This window comes from Candidatus Glomeribacter gigasporarum BEG34 (assembly GCF_000227585.1).
Lineage (GTDB): Bacteria > Pseudomonadota > Gammaproteobacteria > Burkholderiales > Burkholderiaceae > Glomeribacter > Glomeribacter gigasporarum_B.
Genome location: NZ_CAFB01000041.1, coordinates 20,880 through 36,227 on the forward strand (window position 1 = coordinate 20,880; position 15,348 = coordinate 36,227).

The window sequence follows — 15,348 nt, forward strand, 5'->3', positions numbered from 1 at the left end:
ATCGATGCAGAACAGTTTGCTCAAACCCAAGATTATCGCGGTTGAGTCGGTGGAAAATCACCGCGCGAAAGTGGTGATGGAACCATTTGAACGCGGTTATGGCCTGACGCTGGGGAATGCGCTGCGGCGAGTACTGTTGGCGTCAATCACAGGGTATGCGCCAACAGAAGTGATCGTAGGCGGCGTTGATCATGAATATTCAACCCTGGACAGGGTGCGGGAAGACATCATTCATTTGCTGCTGAACCTGAAAGGGGTTGTCTTCAAACTGCATGGCCGCGATGAAACCACCGTCACCCTGCGCAAGGAAGGCGAAGGCGTGGTCACGGCGCAAGATATTCAGGTCGCGCAGGACTGCGAAGTGATCAATCCCCCGCATGTGATTGCGCATCTGTCAAAAGATGGCCGGTTGGAATTGCAGATCAAGGTGGAAAAAGGGCGCGGTTACGCCGCAGGCAATATGTGTGCATACGGTCAGGAGATCAAGAAAACTGTCGGCCGGATTATACTCGACGCCTCCTTCTCGCCCGTAAAACGGGTGAATTATACGGTTGAAAATGCGCGCGTCGCGCAGCGGACCGATCTTGATAAGCTGGTGATGGATATCGAGACGAACGGCGCGATTACGCCGGAGGAAGCAATCCGCAGCGCAGCAGGCATTTTGGTCGAGCAGCTCTCTGTGTTTGCCGAGTTGGAAACGCCCGCCTCCGCGATGGAGGCGCCAGCGTATTCGCCTCAAATCAATGCGTTGTTGATGCAGCCGGTGGACGATCTTGATTTGACCATGCGGGCGGCGAACTGCCTGAAAGCCGAAAATATCTATAGCATTGGCGATTTGATCAGACGGACCGAGCATGAATTGCTGAGAACGCCAAACCTCGGCCGTAAGTCGCTGAATGAGATTAAGGAAGTATTGATGGCGCGCCATCTGAGATTGGGAATGAAACTTGAGAACTTTTCTCTGGAACAACAGGATATGGAAACAGATCAATCCCAACTTTTTTCCTCTTCCAACGATACGGCACCCATGTCGTAAGAACTGGTTATTCAACAAACGGCCCTAAGGAAGTTCATTATGCGTCACCGTCATGGTTTGCGAAAGTTGAATCGCACCAGTAGCCACCGTCTGGCCATGTTGCGTAATTTGTCCGTTTCTTTGATTGAGCATGAAGTGATTCGAACCACGTTGCCTAAAGCAAAGGAACTGCGCAGAGTGGTGGAGCCCCTGATTACGCGCGGCAAGCGTGCAACGCTCGCCAACCGCCGCCTTGCATTCGCCCGTTTGCGTCATCGTGAAGCGATGAGCAAACTGTTCAATGTATTAGGGCCGCGTTACCAGAATCGTCCGGGCGGCTATCTGCGGATTTTAAAGTGTGGTTTCCGGGCCGGTGATCACGCGCCGATGGCGCGGGTAGAACTGATGGATCGCCCCGAAGTTGAAGTCAAACCAGAAGATCAACATCTATAACACCCTGGCGCGCGAGAAGCAGCCCTTTGTTCCGTTCAGGCCGGGCGAAGTTCGCCTGTATGTCTGCGGGATCACCGTGTATGACTATTGCCATATCGGACATGGGCGTATGCTGGTCGCGTTCGATGTGGTGCAGCGCTGGCTGCGCGCGCTCGGTTATCGCGTCCTTTACGTGCGCAATATTACCGATATCGATGACAAGATTATCCGCCGCGCAGTGGAGAATGGGGAAAGGATTGCGGCGCTCACCGAACGTTTTATCCGCGCGATGCACGAAGACGCGGATGCGCTCGGCGTCGAGCGTCCTGATATCGAACCGCGCGCAACGGCCTATGTGCCGCAGATGCTCGATCTGATTGCCGCGCTGGAAAAGAACGGCTATGCCTATCAGGCAGCGGATGGCGATGTGAATTACGCGGTGCGCAAATTCGCCTCTTATGGACGCCTGTCCGGCAAAACGCTCGATGATTTGCGCCGGGCGGAACGCATCGCCGGGAATGAGGCGAAAGGCGATCCGCTCGATTTTGCATTGTGGAAGCGCGCGAAGCCGGGCGAGCCTCCGGAGGCGGTTTGGGAATCCCGCTGGGGGCGCGGGCGGCCGGGCTGGCATATTGAATGCTCGGCGATGAGCACCGCGCTGCTCGGCGAACGCTTTGATATTCACGGCGGCGGTCTGGATCTGCAATTTCCGCATCATGAAAATGAAATTGCACAGAGCGAAGGCGCAACCGGGCAGCCCTTTGTTCATCACTGGATGCATAACGGCCATGTGCACGTCGGCGATGAAAAAATGTCAAAATCGCTCGGCAACTTTTGCACAATCCGCGACGCGTTCGCCCGATTCGATGCTGAGACCGTGCGTTTTTTTATCGTGCGCGCGCATTACCGCAGCCCGCTCCATTACAGCCCCGCGCATCTCGAAGACGCGCATCGCGCGCTCACGCGTTTGTACACAGCGCTTAAAGAATCGCCGCCGGATGCAGAAGCGCTCGACTGGCAGGAACCGCACGCGCAGCGTTTTCGGGATGCGATGAACGATGATTTCAATACGCCTGAAGCCGTTGCCGTGCTGTTTGATCTGGCGGGTGCGGTGAACCGGAGCCGCAACGCGCTGCTTGCCCGTCAGTTGAAAGGGCTGGCGGGAACGCTCGGCCTGCTGACGCGCAGCCCGCACGCTTTTTTGCGCGGAGATCAATCCGGCGGCGCGGAACTGAACATCCATATGATCAACGCGCGCATCGAGGCGCGTCGGCTTGCCAAGCGCGCCAAAAACTATATTGAGGCGGACCGGATTCGCGCTGAACTGCTGGAACAGGGCGTGATTCTTGAAGACCGGCCAGACGGTTCAACCGAATGGCGGCGCGCGCCGTCTGCGCGGCAGCATACGGAATGACGAGGTTGCAAAGAGGCCATCATAGCTTTCTGGCCGCTATACCCGTTGCGGCGCGCGCGCCAAAGACCGCGCCCGCAGGCGCTCCCCCCGCCTATTGGGCGCAGGCGTGCGCAGAACTGAGTGAAAGCGACCGGATTCTGAAAAAACTGATTCCGTTGTTTGAGCCGGCGGCGGCGCATCAGCGGCGCGATCCATTTATCACGCTGGCGCGCGCGATTGTCGGTCAGCAAATATCGGTCAAGGCGGCGCACGCGATCTGGATGCGCATTGAACGCGCGTATCCGGCGCTTACCCCCGCGCAGTTGGCGCAATGCGAGCATGACAGCTTACTGCGCTGCGGTTTATCAAAGCGAAAAACGGAATATATACTCGATCTGGCGCATCATTTTTCAACCCGCGCGGTACAGGCCGATGCGTGGGAGGCGCTCGACGACGAAGCGATTATCGCCTCCCTGATGCGAATCCGCGGCATTGGCCGCTGGACGGCGGAAATGTTTTTGATTTTCAATCTGATGAGACCGGATGTGCTGCCGCTCGACGATCTTGGCCTGCTGCGCGCAATCAGTCTGAATTATTTTAGCGGCGAGCCGGTCTCGCGTAGCGAAGCGCGCGAAGTCGCTGCCAACTGGCAGCCGTGGCGGTCGGTTGCGGTGTGGTATTTATGGCGGAGTTTGGATCCGATCCCCGTCAATTATTAAAGCCTGTTCACGATCTGACTGTGCGCCCGTGATCCTGCGTCGGGCGGTGCTCGGAATCCTCACATATATCAAATATGCTCCGGTTCCTGCGCTCCGTCCTCCTTGGCTGACAGGCGCTCGTCACAGATCGTGAACAGGCTCTTAGAGCGTAATGAAAACTACCTTTCTGGATTTTGAACAGCCGGTTGCCGAGCTGGAAGCGCGCATCGACGAGCTGCGCTTTGTGCAGGATGATTCTGCCGTCGATATTTCGGACGAAATCGAGCGCTTGTCGAAAAAAAGCGCGCAGTTGACCAAAGAACTGTACGCTCGCCTTTCTCCCTGGCAGGCCGCGCAGGTGGCGCGGCATCCGCAGCGCCCCTATACGCTGGATTATATTCAAGCCATCTTTACTGACTTTCATGAACTGCACGGCGACCGCGCCTTTGCCGACGACGCTTCAATTGTTGGCGGACTGGCGCGCTTGAACGCTCAGCCGTGCATGCTGATCGGACATCAAAAGGGGCGCGATACCAAAGAGCGCGCGCAGCGCAACTTCGGTATGCCGCGCCCGGAAGGGTATCGCAAGGCCGAGCGTTTAATGCGTCTGGCTGAAAAATTCAGTCTGCCGATGTTCACGTTTATCGATACGCCGGGCGCATATCCCGGCATTGGGGCCGAAGAGCGCGGCCAATCGGAGGCGATTGGCCGCAATTTATATGTGATGACCGGGCTGAGAACGCCGATCATTGCCACTGTGATTGGCGAAGGCGGCTCTGGCGGCGCATTGGCGATTGCGGTTGCGGATAGTGTGTTGATGTTGCATTTTTCCACCTATTCGGTGATTTCTCCGGAGGGCTGCGCCTCGATTCTCTGGAAAAGCGCCGCGCAGGCGCCTCAGGCGGCGGAAGCGCTGGGATTGACAGCGCAGCGGCTGAAGACGCTGGGGCTGATCGACAAAATTGTCAGTGAACCCCTCGGCGGCGCGCATCGCGCACCCGAAGAAATGGCCGCGACTCTGCGCCGGGCGCTGACCGAGGCATTGCGTTCCCTGCAGGCTATGTCAATGGCTGATGTACTCGAACGCCGCATTGAACGCTTGATGAAGTATGGCAAGTTCAGGGAAGCGGCGCCTGGCGAGCCCTCCAGACGCTGAGCGGATTCCCGCCGCAATCCAGACGGCGCTGGATACGCTCGATGCTTCATATGCGGATTCCCCCTGCGCGATTGCTTTCAGCGGCGGACTGGATTCGACGGTGTTATTGCACGCGGCGATCTCCGCTCTTGGCCGGGCGCGCTGTATTGCATTGCATATCCATCACGGCCTGAATCCCCGCGCGGATTCTTGGTTAGCGCACTGCCGCGCGCTTGCGCAGGACTGGGGCGTGCATTATGCGGCGCGCCGCATCGATGTGGATGCATGCATCCGGCAACAGCGCGGGACGGAAGCGGCGGCGCGCGAAGCGCGCTATCCGGCATTGGCGGGACTGTGCGCGGAGCATGGCGCGCGTCTGGCGTTGCTCGGCCATCAGGCGGACGACCAGGCTGAAACAGTGCTTTTGCAATTGCTGCGCGGCGCCGGATTGCCCGGTCTGGCGGCGATGCCGCTCCAGAAAACCGAGCCAGCCAGCGGTCTGCGCTATCTCCGTCCTCTGCTCACTATTCCGCGCGCGCTGATTGAGCGCTATGCAACCCAACACCATTTGCGCTGGATTGAAGACGATTCCAATACGAGCGCGCGTTACACGCGCAATCGCGCGCGCCAATTTTTGATTCCGCCGCTCGCTGCGCACTTTCCCGCGTATCGCGCCACGCTTGCGCGCGCCGCCCGCCATGCGCAACAGGCGCAGAGACTGCTCGATGAACTGGCCCAGCTGGATTTGCAGCGGGTGACGCAGGATGATGGGGATCGCCAGACGCTCTCGCGCGCGGCGTTCAGCGCGCTGAACGCCGCGCGCGCTGTCAATTTGCTGCGCTACTGGATGCGCGCGCTCGGTTTACCGGCGGCTTCAAGCGCCAGACTTGAAGCGATGCTCAGGCAATTGCGCGATGCGCGCGCCAGCAGAATCACCGCGATGAATCATGCGGGCCGTCAGTTGCGTGTATATAAGGGGCAGATATGGTGGGAGTAATGAAGTATAGCCAAGCGCATTTAATCCGATACGGCGTCATCGCCGCTTGCCGTATTTGTATACTGTCTTCGCGGCTGCTTCCTTGTCTCAAATTAAATGCGCTTGGCTATAAACTTCTAGAGCATTTTTCAGCGGCTTGCACGGCGCAGCGATGCGCTCGCGAAAGTAGCAATCTCGCTGAAAAACGCTCTAGCCTCTTTCCAATTCAAACGCCTTATGCAACGCGCGCACCGCCAGCTCCATATATTTCTCATCAATCAGCACGGAAATCTTGATTTCAGAGGTTGAAATCATCTGGATATTGATGCCTTCTTCCGCCAATGTGCGGAACATTGTGCGGGCAACGCCTACATGCGAGCGCATGCCGACGCCGATCACGGAGACTTTTGAAACTTGCGGATCGCCGATGACCTGCCGCGCGCCGATCTGCGCTTTGACGGACGCATTCAGGATATCCATCGCGCGCGCATAATCGCTGCGCGCAACGGTAAAGGTAAAGTCCGTGCGTCCTTCAACGCTCTGGTTTTGCACAATCATATCGATGTCGATATGCGCGCGCGCCACCGGGCCGAGGATTTGGTACGCAATTCCGGGCGTATCGGGTACGCTCAGCACCGCAATACGCGCTTCATCGCGCTGGTGCGCAATGCCGGACACCACCACTTGTTCCATCGTTTGATCTTCCTCAAAAGTCATCAAGGTGCCCGAACGCATTTCGTCTTCGAGCGGCATTAAGGGGTCGCTCAGACTTGAGAGCACGCGCGTTTTCACCCGGTATTTGCCGGCGAATTCGACCGAGCGGGTTTGCAGCACTTTCGAGCCCAGGCTCGCCATTTCAAGCATTTCTTCACAAGTGATACATTCCAGCCGGCGCGCCTGATCGACGATACGCGGGTCGGCGGTGTACACGCCATCAACATCGGTATAGATCAAACACTCATCCGCCGCGAACGCCGCGGCGAGCGCGAGCGCGGAAGTGTCCGAGCCGCCGCGTCCGAGCGTCGTAATATTGTTTGCGTCATCCACGCCCTGAAACCCGGCAATCACCGCAATCCGGCCCGCTTCAAGGTCGCGCCGCACGCGCGCGCCGTCGATCTCAATAATGCGCGCTTTACTAAAGGTGCCGTCGGTTTTGATCGGCACTTGCCAGCCAGCATAACTGCATGCGCAAACGCCCAGTGCTTTCAGCGCCAGACTTAATAAGCCAATGCTGACCTGTTCGCCAGTCGCGGCGATCATATCGAGTTCGCGCGGTTCGGGCTGGGCGGAGATAGAGAATGCCAGTTCGAGCAGGCGATTCGTCTCGCCGGCCATCGCGGAGGGCACGACCATCATCTGGTGACCTGCCCGATGCCATTTGGCAATGCGCCGCGCAACATTCCGAATGCGCTCAACAGAACCCATCGAAGTGCCGCCGTATTTATGAACAATCAGCGCCATGCGGGGGATTGAAAAGAATGAAAAAATACGCAATCGGCACAATGGCACAGATATATATTATCAAGCGTGGAATCAACAGGGGTAAATAAAGGGATAGTAAGCTCAGGAAAATCACTCATAATGATTGATCTGCTCACAGGACTGTTGGCAAGCGAGATTTCTGATTCTGAATCATGGATAATTTTTAAGGAGATAGGATGTTCTCTATAAATGCAGTGTGCGACACTGGAAACAGTAACAATTTAAGGAGATCGTGATGTTGTCATCTTGTTCTTGTATCACCGATGGAGTTCGGTTTATCTATAATGAAATTCAGCATGGGGTGCAAAATTTTCGGGCTCAGAATTCAGTAAACGAAGCTCAGGAAATAGAGGCGGTTGCCACTGAGCGCTTTTATAACAAACCCATGATTACGTGGAAGGTTGTTGAAAATGCACGTGGATTTACACAGTTGCGCCCTGAAATTGAGGTTCAAATTCCAGAGGGAGAGAAATTATGGATTAAAGGATATCTTCCGGAAGATGAAGCCGACTTTGTGAAGCTCTATACGGATCAAGAGAGTATGAAGGATTACCAGAATGGCGCCTGGACGCCTCAGCGGGCGAGTGACCGATTCGATCAGTTCCTGGCACGTTTTGAAGGCCGCCGTGATACTGAAAGTGGTCAATACAATGCCTTAAGCGGATATGGCGTTTACAAAGAAGACGGCGCCTATATAGGGCATGTGAATCTGGGTGATCAGAACATACCGGACACATGGGAAGGAGAAGGGCTGGATGCGTATAGAGAACAGACATTTCTTGGCACGGGCGCAGCCGGTTTTAAAGCATACTGGGATCATGGTTACGGACAGGCGGCCGGACATGCCGTTGAGATTTGTCTGGTCTATGAGCTACTCAGCGGAAAAGCGCAGCGGGAACAGCCGAATACTCTGAAGCCGCAATACGACCGGATTCTTCTCACAGCGCACAAAGACAGTCCTGGGCGGAAAATTCTGGAAGCATTAAAGTTCGAATGTATTTCGGAGAATGCACAGGTGGGTTATCAGGAACCTCGCCATGTGTATCTTTCTCCAAAAATTGACCAGGCTTTATATGACACGCCCATTCCAGTTGCAAAATCCGGCGCGGAAAGGCAGGCAGCCAGCACTCAGACGTACTCGTATCAGTCGTTGGATAGCCTCCGCGTAGTTTGAACAGCGTATATTCTTACACTGCTGGCCGGCCTGGCGCGGCTTGGGGGAGGGGGGATTGATTGACGCCCTCACTCCCAACTTTCAATCGTCGTCACAGAGTCGCGCCGCCAATATTCCGATTGCACGGGCACAATTCGCCCGTTTGCAGACCGTCGAGAATTCGCAATATTTCTTCAGGATTGCGTCCCACATTCAGGTTGTTCACCGACACATGTTGAATAACGTTGTCGGGATCGACAATAAACGTCGCGCGCAACGCAACCCGCGCTTTTTGATCGCGCACGCCGAGCTGGTCAATCAGGCTGCCTTGACCATCGCCGAACGCGTAATGATTCAGTTTGTCCAGATCTTTATGCGCGCGCCGCCATGCCAGTTTAACGAATTCATTATCGCTGCTGCCGCCGAGCAGAACGGCGCCACGCTCGGCAAAGGCGTTCGCCAGACGGCTGAATTCAACAATTTCAGTTGGGCAGACAAAGGTAAAATCCTTGGGGTAAAAATAAATAATCTTCCACTTTCCGGGAAAAGAGTGTTCCGTAATCGTTTCAAATGCAGACTGGCCGTTCTCTTCCGGTTGGTTAAACCCCGGCTTGGCTGCAGTGACGGTAAAGGCTTCCAGCGTATCTCCGACGGTTTTCATTTTGATGACTCCAGACAATATTAAACTTAAACACAGACTGTGCTTAGTATATGCGGATTCTGAAGATGAGATCGGTTTAACGGTCAAAGGCGCGGTGCGGACGGATGATGTCCGGGGCTTAGGGGCGGAGGCCGGGATGCGCGCTGGACGGATATGGGCGCTGCTGCTGCGCAGATGAAATCATGCGTGCACATCATCGGCGGTCACTGGAAGCGGTCATTGCTGCCGGCGCCCTCGCTCTCCGGCGTGCGCCCGACTCCCGCGCGGGTGCGCGAGACCGTGTTCAACTGGCTCGGACAGCGGCTGGAAGGATATACATGCGTTGATTTATTCGCCGGCAGCGGCGCGCTGGGATTTGAAGCCGCCTCGCGCGGCGCGGCGCGCGTCACGCTCGTCGAACGGCATCCGCGCCTCGTGCGGCAACTGCGCCAAACTCAGGCAAAGCTGGATGCCCGCGCCATTGAAATTGTACGCTCTGACGCGATGCAGTTTTTAACAGCGTGCGCGCCACAGCGTTTTGATATTGTCTTTGTTGATCCCCCCTTCAATTCAGCGCTGATTGAACGCGTATTGCCGCTTTGCCGCGCACGGGCGCGGCCGGAGGGCGTGATCTATATTGAATCGCCCAAGGCGCTCCGCCTGTTTGACGCCCACTGCTTCGGAGATTGGCGCATTGACCGGCAAGGCAGGGCGGGGGCGGTGCATTATGCTTTGTTACGGCAAGAAGTGCGAAACTCCTAGAGATGATTACCGCAGTCTATCCAGGCACATTCGATCCACTCACGCGCGGTCATGAAGACCTGGTCCGGCGCGCGGCTGGAATCTTTGAGACTTTGATTGTCGGAGTGGCGGATAGCCGCAGCAAAGGGCCTTTTTTTACGCTGGATGAACGCTTGGCCATCGCGCGCGAAGCGCTCGGGCACTATCCGAATGTCAGAATTGAAAGTTTTACCGGATTGCTCAGGGATTTTGTGCGCCGTCATCGGGCGCGCGTGGTGGTGCGCGGGTTGCGCGCCGTCTCGGATTTTGAGTATGAGTTTCAGATGGCGGGGATGAACCGTTCGCTGATGCCGGATATCGAGATGATGTTTATGACGCCTTCCGATCAGTATCAGTTCATCTCTGGCGCGATCGTGCGGGAAATCGCGCAAATGGGCGGCGATGTCAGCCCATTTGTATTGCCGGCGGTCGAGCGCTGGCTGGTTGAGAAAGTGGCGCGCACACGCCAGGAGCGCGCATGCAATTAAAACGCGCAGAGGCTCTAGAGCATTTTTCAGTGAGATTGCATAAGGAGCGAGCGCAAAGCGACGCCGTGCAAGCCACTGAAAAATGCTCTAAATGGCACTAAATGGCACTAAAAATTACCGATGAATGTATCAATTGCGATGTCTGCGAGCCGGTTTGCCCCAATCAAGCCATCTCGATGGGTATCGACATTTATGTGATTGATCCGATGCGCTGCACCGAATGCGCGGGCCATTTTGATCAGCCACAGTGCCAGCAGGTCTGTCCGGTTGAGTGCATCCCGCTGGACCCGGATCATCTGGAGTCCAGCGAACAGCTCTGGAAAAAATACCGGCGCTTGAGCGCTTCCAAAGAGAAGAAAATGCCATAACGCCCTTTTGTGCGCATTCCTGCGCTTGCCCGGCGCTGTTTTTCCTTCACCCTATTTTTCAGTTCATTACCTGATGTCAAGCGGATTTGATTAGCACATAATGCAAGCGGTTTTTCTACGCCTTTATGGATAAAGCTTATGTTGATCACACGATTCGGTGGCTGCTTGCGCAAGTGCTTGATTGCGCTACTCATGATGACTATGGCGGGCTGCGACACTGGCGCGCAAGGCCCGGCGGGCGCTCAAGGTCCTAAAGGCGCTCAAGGCGCAACCGGCCCGCAAGGCCCTAAGGGAAATAAAGGAGATCAGGGAAATAAGGGAGATCAGGGGCCTGAAGGCCCCCAAGGCCCCGGGGGAGCGCCCGGGCCGGGTCAGCCTGCGCCTGGTACGCCGCCGCCTGCGCAGGTCAGCGTTTCAGGCCGTATTACCTATGATCGGGTGCCAGAAGTTGAGCGGCCCGAGGTCAAGCTCGACTATACACGAACAACGCGCCAGCCAGCGCGCGGGGTGCCGGTCGAGGCGGTTGGTGCGGGAGATAGTCTGAAGGATACGGTGCTCGTGCAGACGGTCACCGACGAGGACGGCAACTACATGCTGCAAGTGCCTTCGATGACATCGATGAAGCTGCGTGTTCCCGCGCAATTAAAAGGCACGACTCAAGAGGGCGCAAGCTGGGATTTTGCGGTGCGCAATAATGTGACGGAGGAATATAAAGCCGATCCAAAAACCGCGCCTTTATATGGGATGGAAGGCCGTGTATTCAATAGCGGCGCAGCGGATAGCGTCCGGGATTTGAATGCCGCCTCCGGCTGGGGCGGCGCGCACTATTCCGCACCGCGTACCGCGGCGCCGTTTGCGATTCTGGATACGATCTATAAGGGAATGCAGCGCATTCTCAGAATCGATCCAAAATTTAAATTCGAGCCGCTGCCTATTTTTTGGAGTACGGACAACCGGCCTACAGACGGCGACAAGGCAATAGGCGAAATTGGCACCAGCCATGTCGCGGGAGGCAAGGAAATGTATATCCTTGGCAAGGAAGATGTCGATATCGATGAATATGATGAAGGTGTAATGCTGCATGAATGGGGACACTATTTCGAGCATTTTGCGGGGCGTGCCGATAGCATTGGCGGGTCTCATGGGGGTGGAGACAATTTGGACATGCGCCTCGCATTTGGCGAAGGATTTGGAAACGCCTTTTCAAGCATGTTGAGAGATGATCCGCGGTATTTTGATATTAGCGGCCCGCGGCAAGCCCAAGGCATGGTATTTGATGTATCGAAGCTGAAGGAGCCAAATGCTTGGTATGGTGAAGCGGCAGTGCAATATGCCCTTTATCAGCTTTATTTGGCGCGTAGCATTGGCTTGCCCAAAATCTATGAAACGCTGGTGAGCGATGAATATAAGAAGGGGTCGGCATTTACCAGCATGTTTTCATTCGCGACTGAGTTACGCAAACGGCTTGATGCAACAGGCCGAGCCAGTCTGGACCAGGTTCTGTCTCAACTCAATATGGTCAGAGGCGGTCATCTGGATGCGTATGGGACGAATCAAACGACCCTGCCGCCCGGTATCGATGAAGCCGATAGAGACTTGGTCTTACCCATTTATACCTCTTTGGCACTCAATGCAGCACGCCCCCGCACCGTTTGCGCAACTAAAAAGCTGGACAAGGACAAGGACAGTTTAAATAAATTATCCAACCGCCGGCATCTGCGTTTTACTATTCCGAACCCCGGTAATTATGTGTTCACGTTTACAAATAATGCAGACAATACAGTGCGGCCCCGGTTTTCGGCATATAAGCAAGGCAAATCCCTTATAGAAGGAGTATGGATACCGCCGCTGGGCAGACCTTTGCCAGTCGAGATCAAGGAGGCTGGAGACTACGTTGCCGAAGTGACGCAATATCAGTGGGCGGAAACGGATAACCAAGACAAATGCTTCGGCATTACCTTAACCCAATGAGATGGATATGAGGCGCTCTATGAAACGGAAACTGAAAGCGGTGGCCATGTTGATTGCATGTATCAGCGGGTATACGCCGTTGACGATGGCTACCAAAATGCATGCGCCGGTGGACGTTCGCGCCCTGTCCGGCGGCCGTCTGCAGAAGGCAGGGACAACCGCGCTTGAGCTGGAATTTAAAGCGCCGCGCGGCGCGCAGGCGCTGGACGTGATGTACACTGTGGATGAAGGTGAGGGTTTAGCTCTGGAGTCTTCGGACAAGGTGAAGTTGGTGACGCAAGGAAGCGGCAGAGTGAAAGATACGGTCCGGCTGCGCGCGCTGCGTCCTGGGCGGCTTTATCTGAATGTCTTCATGACGATGAACGATCAAGGTCGCGTCGTATCGATTCCAGTTCAGATTGGTCCGGAGACGCAGCAGGTACAGCGCTCGGCGATGGGCGTTCGGGCCGCCGATTCAAAAGGTCGAGCGATAGAGATTCTGCCCGCGCAGGAGACTTCACGCTGACAAAGCTGTCTGTCAACATCAACAAGATTGCCCTGCTGCGCAATTCGCGGGGGCAGAATTTCCCGGATGTTTGTGCATTCGCCGTGCGTTGCCTGAGCCTGGGCGCGCATGGGATCACGCTGCATCCGCGTCAGGATCAAAGGCATGCCCGTTACCGGGATGTGGAGGCGCTGCAGGCGGTGTGTGAGGAGCAGGGCGGCGAATTGAATGTGGAAGGCTATCCTTCGCCGGAGTTTCTGGCAGTGGTCAAGCGCGTGCGCCCTAGCCAATGCACCTTGGTGCCAGACCGTCCGGACCAACTGACCTCAGATCATGGATGGAATCTAAGAAAGGAATCAGAGCGCCTGCGGAAAGTCATTGGAGAATTAAAGGCGTGCGGCATTCGGGTGAGTCTGTTCATCGATCATGATGAACCGGAAATTGGAATTGCCAGGGAAATGGGCGCGGACAGGATCGAGCTCTATACAGGGCCCTATGCCCAATATGATGGGACTGCGCACGGTGACGCGCTTTTCAATGGTTTTCTCCAGGCTGCAAAGACGGCCCGTCAAGCCGGCCTTGGAGTCAACGCCGGACATGATTTAAATTTACAAAATCTTTCGCGCTTTCTGGAAATTCCAGGCATTCTAGAGGTGTCGATTGGTCATGCCCTGATTGTTGAATGTATTTACTTCGGGGTTGAGCATGTCATTCGTCAATATCTCGATATAGTCTCCGTGCACAAACGGAACCACATGTGTAGTACAGTCGCGCATCCGTCTGAATTGAATGGACGGATGCGCGATTTTTGTTTGCGCCAGTGACCGCGCTAGCACAACGCTTCTTGTGCCAATTGCTCCGGGGAAATGTGGCGTACATCGGTTCCCTTGACGATATAAATCGTAAATTCAGCCAGATTCGTTGCGTGGTCGCCAATCCGTTCAATCGCTTTTGCGGCGGATAGATAATCCAGACCCGTCGAAATCATTTGCGTATCTTCTTTCATATAAGTGATGAGCGTGCGCACAAAGGCGTGAAATGCCTCATTGATCACACAATCGTCGCGCACAATCTGCGCTGTCGCCGCTGTGTCCAGATGCATAAAGGATTCCAGCGCGCGATGCAGCATCGATATGGCCATTGCACCCGCCTGTTTTAATGCGGAGCCATCCATGAGATGCGGCTGGGCACCCGCCTGTGTCAGCCGTTGCGTGCATACGGCGATTTTCTCGGCTTCGTCTCCGACGCGCTCAAGATCGGTGATGATTTTGGAAATCGCCATCAGCAACCGCAGATCCCGCGCTGCGGGCTGACGCCGGACAATGATATTGCTGCATTCCTGATCGATGTCAATTTCCAGTGTATTGATGCGTTGTTCATTCCTCATTACGCGCTGCGCAGCCTGTGCATCCAGATGGTTCAGTGCATCCATTGCATCTGTGACCTGCATTTTGACCAGACGGCCCATTTCAAGCATCTGCGCGCAGACGGATTCCAGATCGGCGTCGAATTGGCTGGAGAGGTGTTTGTCGATCATGGCAGGATTTCTAGCCGAAGCGGCCGGTAATATAATTCTCAGTTTCCTGATGCGCCGGCTTCATAAAAAGCTGCTGGGTTTCGCCAAACTCAACCAGTTCGCCAAGATATAGATAAGCCGTATAGTCTGAGCAGCGGGCCGCCTGCTGCAAATTGTGGGTCACGATCACGACGGTGTACTCATGCCCCAGTTCAGAGATTAACTCTTCTATCCGTCCGGTAGAAATCGGGTCAAGCGCTGAGCATGGCTCATCCAGCAGGAGCACTTCCGGACGAATCGCGATGGCGCGCGCAATACATAGCCGCTGTTGCTGGCCGCCCGACAGACAGATACCGCTCTGACGCAGTGTGTTCTTCACCTCATTCCACAATGCCGCCTTGGTGAGCGCCCATTCGACGCGCGCGTCCATCTCCGCGCCTGAGAGGCGTTCAAACAATTTCATGCCAAACGCGATATTGTCGTACACCGACATCGGAAACGGGGTTGGCTTCTGAAAAACCATCCCAATCCGCGCCCGCAACAAGGCAATATCCTGTTTGGGGTCTAGCAGGTTTTCCCCATCCATCCAGATCTCGCCTTCGGCGCGCTGTTCGGGGTAGAGCGTATACATTTTGTTGAAGGTGCGCAGCAGCGTGGATTTACCGCATCCTGAAGGGCCGATAAAAGCAGTGATTTTGCGCTCTGGAATGCTCAACTCGATATTCTTGAGCGCCTGCGTGCGCCCATAATAAAAATTGAGACGCCGCACCTGCAGCTTTGCTTTGACGGATGAAATCGCATGATCTTGAGCGCGCAT

18 protein-coding genes are annotated in these 15,348 nt (G+C 55.5%); 14 read left to right on the forward strand and 4 right to left on the reverse strand.

The window, feature by feature from the left end; genetic code table 11:
* The first annotated feature begins 4 nt into the window (after positions 1 to 4).
* From CAGGBEG34_RS04550 to tilS, 6 genes are all read left to right on the forward strand, one after another.
* Positions 5 to 1,036: a DNA-directed RNA polymerase subunit alpha gene (locus CAGGBEG34_RS04550; protein ID WP_006682653.1), complete on the forward strand. Its 1,032-nt coding sequence runs from the start codon at positions 5 to 7 to the stop codon at positions 1,034 to 1,036.
* Positions 1,037 to 1,075: 39 nt separating this feature from the next.
* Positions 1,076 to 1,468 (forward strand): 50S ribosomal protein L17, encoded by a 393-nt coding sequence (gene rplQ / locus CAGGBEG34_RS04555; RefSeq protein WP_006682654.1) that lies wholly within the window; start codon positions 1,076 to 1,078, stop codon positions 1,466 to 1,468.
* Positions 1,437 to 2,861: a cysteine--tRNA ligase gene (cysS, locus tag CAGGBEG34_RS04560; protein ID WP_006682655.1), complete on the forward strand. Its 1,425-nt coding sequence runs from the start codon at positions 1,437 to 1,439 to the stop codon at positions 2,859 to 2,861. Before rplQ ends, cysS begins: the two co-directional genes overlap by 32 nt.
* Positions 2,822 to 3,559, forward strand: coding sequence for a DNA-3-methyladenine glycosylase family protein (locus CAGGBEG34_RS04565; protein ID WP_042688123.1), 738 nt, complete (start codon positions 2,822 to 2,824; stop codon positions 3,557 to 3,559). The genes cysS and CAGGBEG34_RS04565 overlap by 40 nt, the downstream gene beginning before the upstream one ends.
* Positions 3,560 to 3,710: 151 nt before the next feature.
* Positions 3,711 to 4,694, forward strand: a complete 984-nt coding sequence (locus tag CAGGBEG34_RS04570; RefSeq protein ID WP_006682657.1) for an acetyl-CoA carboxylase carboxyltransferase subunit alpha — start codon at positions 3,711 to 3,713, stop codon at positions 4,692 to 4,694.
* Positions 4,648 to 5,670 carry a tRNA lysidine(34) synthetase TilS gene (gene tilS, locus CAGGBEG34_RS04575; protein ID WP_042688136.1) on the forward strand — a complete coding sequence of 341 codons (1,023 nt, stop codon included), beginning with the start codon at positions 4,648 to 4,650 and terminating at the stop codon, positions 5,668 to 5,670. The genes CAGGBEG34_RS04570 and tilS overlap by 47 nt, the downstream gene beginning before the upstream one ends.
* A gap of 189 nt (positions 5,671 to 5,859) precedes the next feature.
* Here the strand turns inward: tilS and CAGGBEG34_RS04580 are convergent, their stop codons facing one another.
* Positions 5,860 to 7,110 carry an aspartate kinase gene (locus CAGGBEG34_RS04580; protein WP_006682658.1) on the reverse strand — a complete coding sequence of 417 codons (1,251 nt, stop codon included), beginning with the start codon at positions 7,108 to 7,110 and terminating at the stop codon, positions 5,860 to 5,862.
* A gap of 406 nt (positions 7,111 to 7,516) precedes the next feature.
* Here CAGGBEG34_RS04580 and CAGGBEG34_RS04585 point away from each other — a divergent pair, with 406 nt between their 5' ends.
* On the forward strand, positions 7,517 to 8,305 hold the full coding sequence (locus CAGGBEG34_RS04585) for a GNAT family N-acetyltransferase (RefSeq protein ID WP_158641795.1): 789 nt from the start codon (positions 7,517 to 7,519) through the stop codon (positions 8,303 to 8,305).
* Positions 8,306 to 8,396: 91 nt separating this feature from the next.
* Here CAGGBEG34_RS04585 and CAGGBEG34_RS04590 read toward each other — a convergent pair whose 3' ends face one another.
* Positions 8,397 to 8,945: a peroxiredoxin gene (locus tag CAGGBEG34_RS04590; protein ID WP_006682660.1), complete on the reverse strand. Its 549-nt coding sequence runs from the start codon at positions 8,943 to 8,945 to the stop codon at positions 8,397 to 8,399.
* A 4-nt stretch (positions 8,946 to 8,949) separates the two neighbouring features.
* Between CAGGBEG34_RS04590 and CAGGBEG34_RS11000 the strand changes: the two genes are divergently transcribed.
* The 7 genes from CAGGBEG34_RS11000 to CAGGBEG34_RS04620 all read left to right on the forward strand — a co-directional run bounded on the left by CAGGBEG34_RS11000 (position 8,950) and on the right by CAGGBEG34_RS04620 (position 13,839).
* Entirely contained in the window at positions 8,950 to 9,123 is a 174-nt protein-coding gene (locus CAGGBEG34_RS11000) for a hypothetical protein (RefSeq protein ID WP_158641796.1), read from the forward strand.
* Entirely contained in the window at positions 9,099 to 9,686 is a 588-nt protein-coding gene (gene rsmD, locus CAGGBEG34_RS04595) for a 16S rRNA (guanine(966)-N(2))-methyltransferase RsmD (RefSeq protein ID WP_042688124.1), read from the forward strand. The genes CAGGBEG34_RS11000 and rsmD overlap by 25 nt, the downstream gene beginning before the upstream one ends.
* Positions 9,687 to 9,688: 2 nt before the next feature.
* Positions 9,689 to 10,192, forward strand: coding sequence for a pantetheine-phosphate adenylyltransferase (gene coaD / locus CAGGBEG34_RS04600; RefSeq protein ID WP_006682662.1), 504 nt, complete (start codon positions 9,689 to 9,691; stop codon positions 10,190 to 10,192).
* A 101-nt stretch (positions 10,193 to 10,293) separates the two neighbouring features.
* Positions 10,294 to 10,560, forward strand: coding sequence for a YfhL family 4Fe-4S dicluster ferredoxin (locus tag CAGGBEG34_RS10090; protein ID WP_042688125.1), 267 nt, complete (start codon positions 10,294 to 10,296; stop codon positions 10,558 to 10,560).
* A 192-nt stretch (positions 10,561 to 10,752) separates the two neighbouring features.
* Complete coding sequence (locus tag CAGGBEG34_RS09635) at positions 10,753 to 12,531, forward strand: collagen-like triple helix repeat-containing protein (protein ID WP_238984977.1); 1,779 nt, start codon at positions 10,753 to 10,755, stop codon at positions 12,529 to 12,531.
* A 19-nt stretch (positions 12,532 to 12,550) separates the two neighbouring features.
* Positions 12,551 to 13,036 (forward strand): hypothetical protein, encoded by a 486-nt coding sequence (locus CAGGBEG34_RS04615; protein ID WP_006682664.1) that lies wholly within the window; start codon positions 12,551 to 12,553, stop codon positions 13,034 to 13,036.
* A 5-nt stretch (positions 13,037 to 13,041) separates the two neighbouring features.
* Positions 13,042 to 13,839 carry a pyridoxine 5'-phosphate synthase gene (locus CAGGBEG34_RS04620; protein WP_275226131.1) on the forward strand — a complete coding sequence of 266 codons (798 nt, stop codon included), beginning with the start codon at positions 13,042 to 13,044 and terminating at the stop codon, positions 13,837 to 13,839.
* A 5-nt stretch (positions 13,840 to 13,844) separates the two neighbouring features.
* Here the strand turns inward: CAGGBEG34_RS04620 and phoU are convergent, their stop codons facing one another.
* Complete coding sequence (gene phoU, locus CAGGBEG34_RS04625; protein ID WP_006682666.1) at positions 13,845 to 14,552, reverse strand: phosphate signaling complex protein PhoU; 708 nt, start codon at positions 14,550 to 14,552, stop codon at positions 13,845 to 13,847.
* Between the two features lie 10 nt (positions 14,553 to 14,562).
* Positions 14,563 to 15,348 carry a phosphate ABC transporter ATP-binding protein PstB gene (pstB, locus tag CAGGBEG34_RS04630; RefSeq protein WP_006682667.1) on the reverse strand — a complete coding sequence of 262 codons (786 nt, stop codon included), beginning with the start codon at positions 15,346 to 15,348 and terminating at the stop codon, positions 14,563 to 14,565.

Bases quoted from the DNA above. Each gene is read 5' to 3' on its own strand.
- CAGGBEG34_RS09635 (WP_238984977.1), top strand. From the start codon at position 10,753: ATGATGACTATGGCGGGCTGCGACACTGGCGCGCAAGGCCCGGCGGGC.
- tilS (WP_042688136.1), top strand. From the start codon at position 4,648: ATGGCAAGTTCAGGGAAGCGGCGCCTGGCGAGCCCTCCAGACGCTGAG.
- phoU (WP_006682666.1), bottom strand. From the start codon at position 14,552: ATGATCGACAAACACCTCTCCAGCCAATTCGACGCCGATCTGGAATCC.
- CAGGBEG34_RS04570 (WP_006682657.1), top strand. From the start codon at position 3,711: ATGAAAACTACCTTTCTGGATTTTGAACAGCCGGTTGCCGAGCTGGAA.
- CAGGBEG34_RS11000 (WP_158641796.1), top strand. From the start codon at position 8,950: ATGACTCCAGACAATATTAAACTTAAACACAGACTGTGCTTAGTATAT.
- coaD (WP_006682662.1), top strand. From the start codon at position 9,689: ATGATTACCGCAGTCTATCCAGGCACATTCGATCCACTCACGCGCGGT.
- pstB (WP_006682667.1), bottom strand. From the start codon at position 15,348: ATGCGCGCTCAAGATCATGCGATTTCATCCGTCAAAGCAAAGCTGCAG.
- CAGGBEG34_RS04615 (WP_006682664.1), top strand. From the start codon at position 12,551: ATGAAACGGAAACTGAAAGCGGTGGCCATGTTGATTGCATGTATCAGC.
- CAGGBEG34_RS10090 (WP_042688125.1), top strand. From the start codon at position 10,294: ATGGCACTAAAAATTACCGATGAATGTATCAATTGCGATGTCTGCGAG.
- CAGGBEG34_RS04590 (WP_006682660.1), bottom strand. From the start codon at position 8,945: ATGAAAACCGTCGGAGATACGCTGGAAGCCTTTACCGTCACTGCAGCC.
- CAGGBEG34_RS04580 (WP_006682658.1), bottom strand. From the start codon at position 7,110: ATGGCGCTGATTGTTCATAAATACGGCGGCACTTCGATGGGTTCTGTT.
- rsmD (WP_042688124.1), top strand. From the start codon at position 9,099: ATGGGCGCTGCTGCTGCGCAGATGAAATCATGCGTGCACATCATCGGC.
- CAGGBEG34_RS04585 (WP_158641795.1), top strand. From the start codon at position 7,517: ATGATTACGTGGAAGGTTGTTGAAAATGCACGTGGATTTACACAGTTG.
- CAGGBEG34_RS04565 (WP_042688123.1), top strand. From the start codon at position 2,822: ATGGCGGCGCGCGCCGTCTGCGCGGCAGCATACGGAATGACGAGGTTG.
- rplQ (WP_006682654.1), top strand. From the start codon at position 1,076: ATGCGTCACCGTCATGGTTTGCGAAAGTTGAATCGCACCAGTAGCCAC.
- CAGGBEG34_RS04550 (WP_006682653.1), top strand. From the start codon at position 5: ATGCAGAACAGTTTGCTCAAACCCAAGATTATCGCGGTTGAGTCGGTG.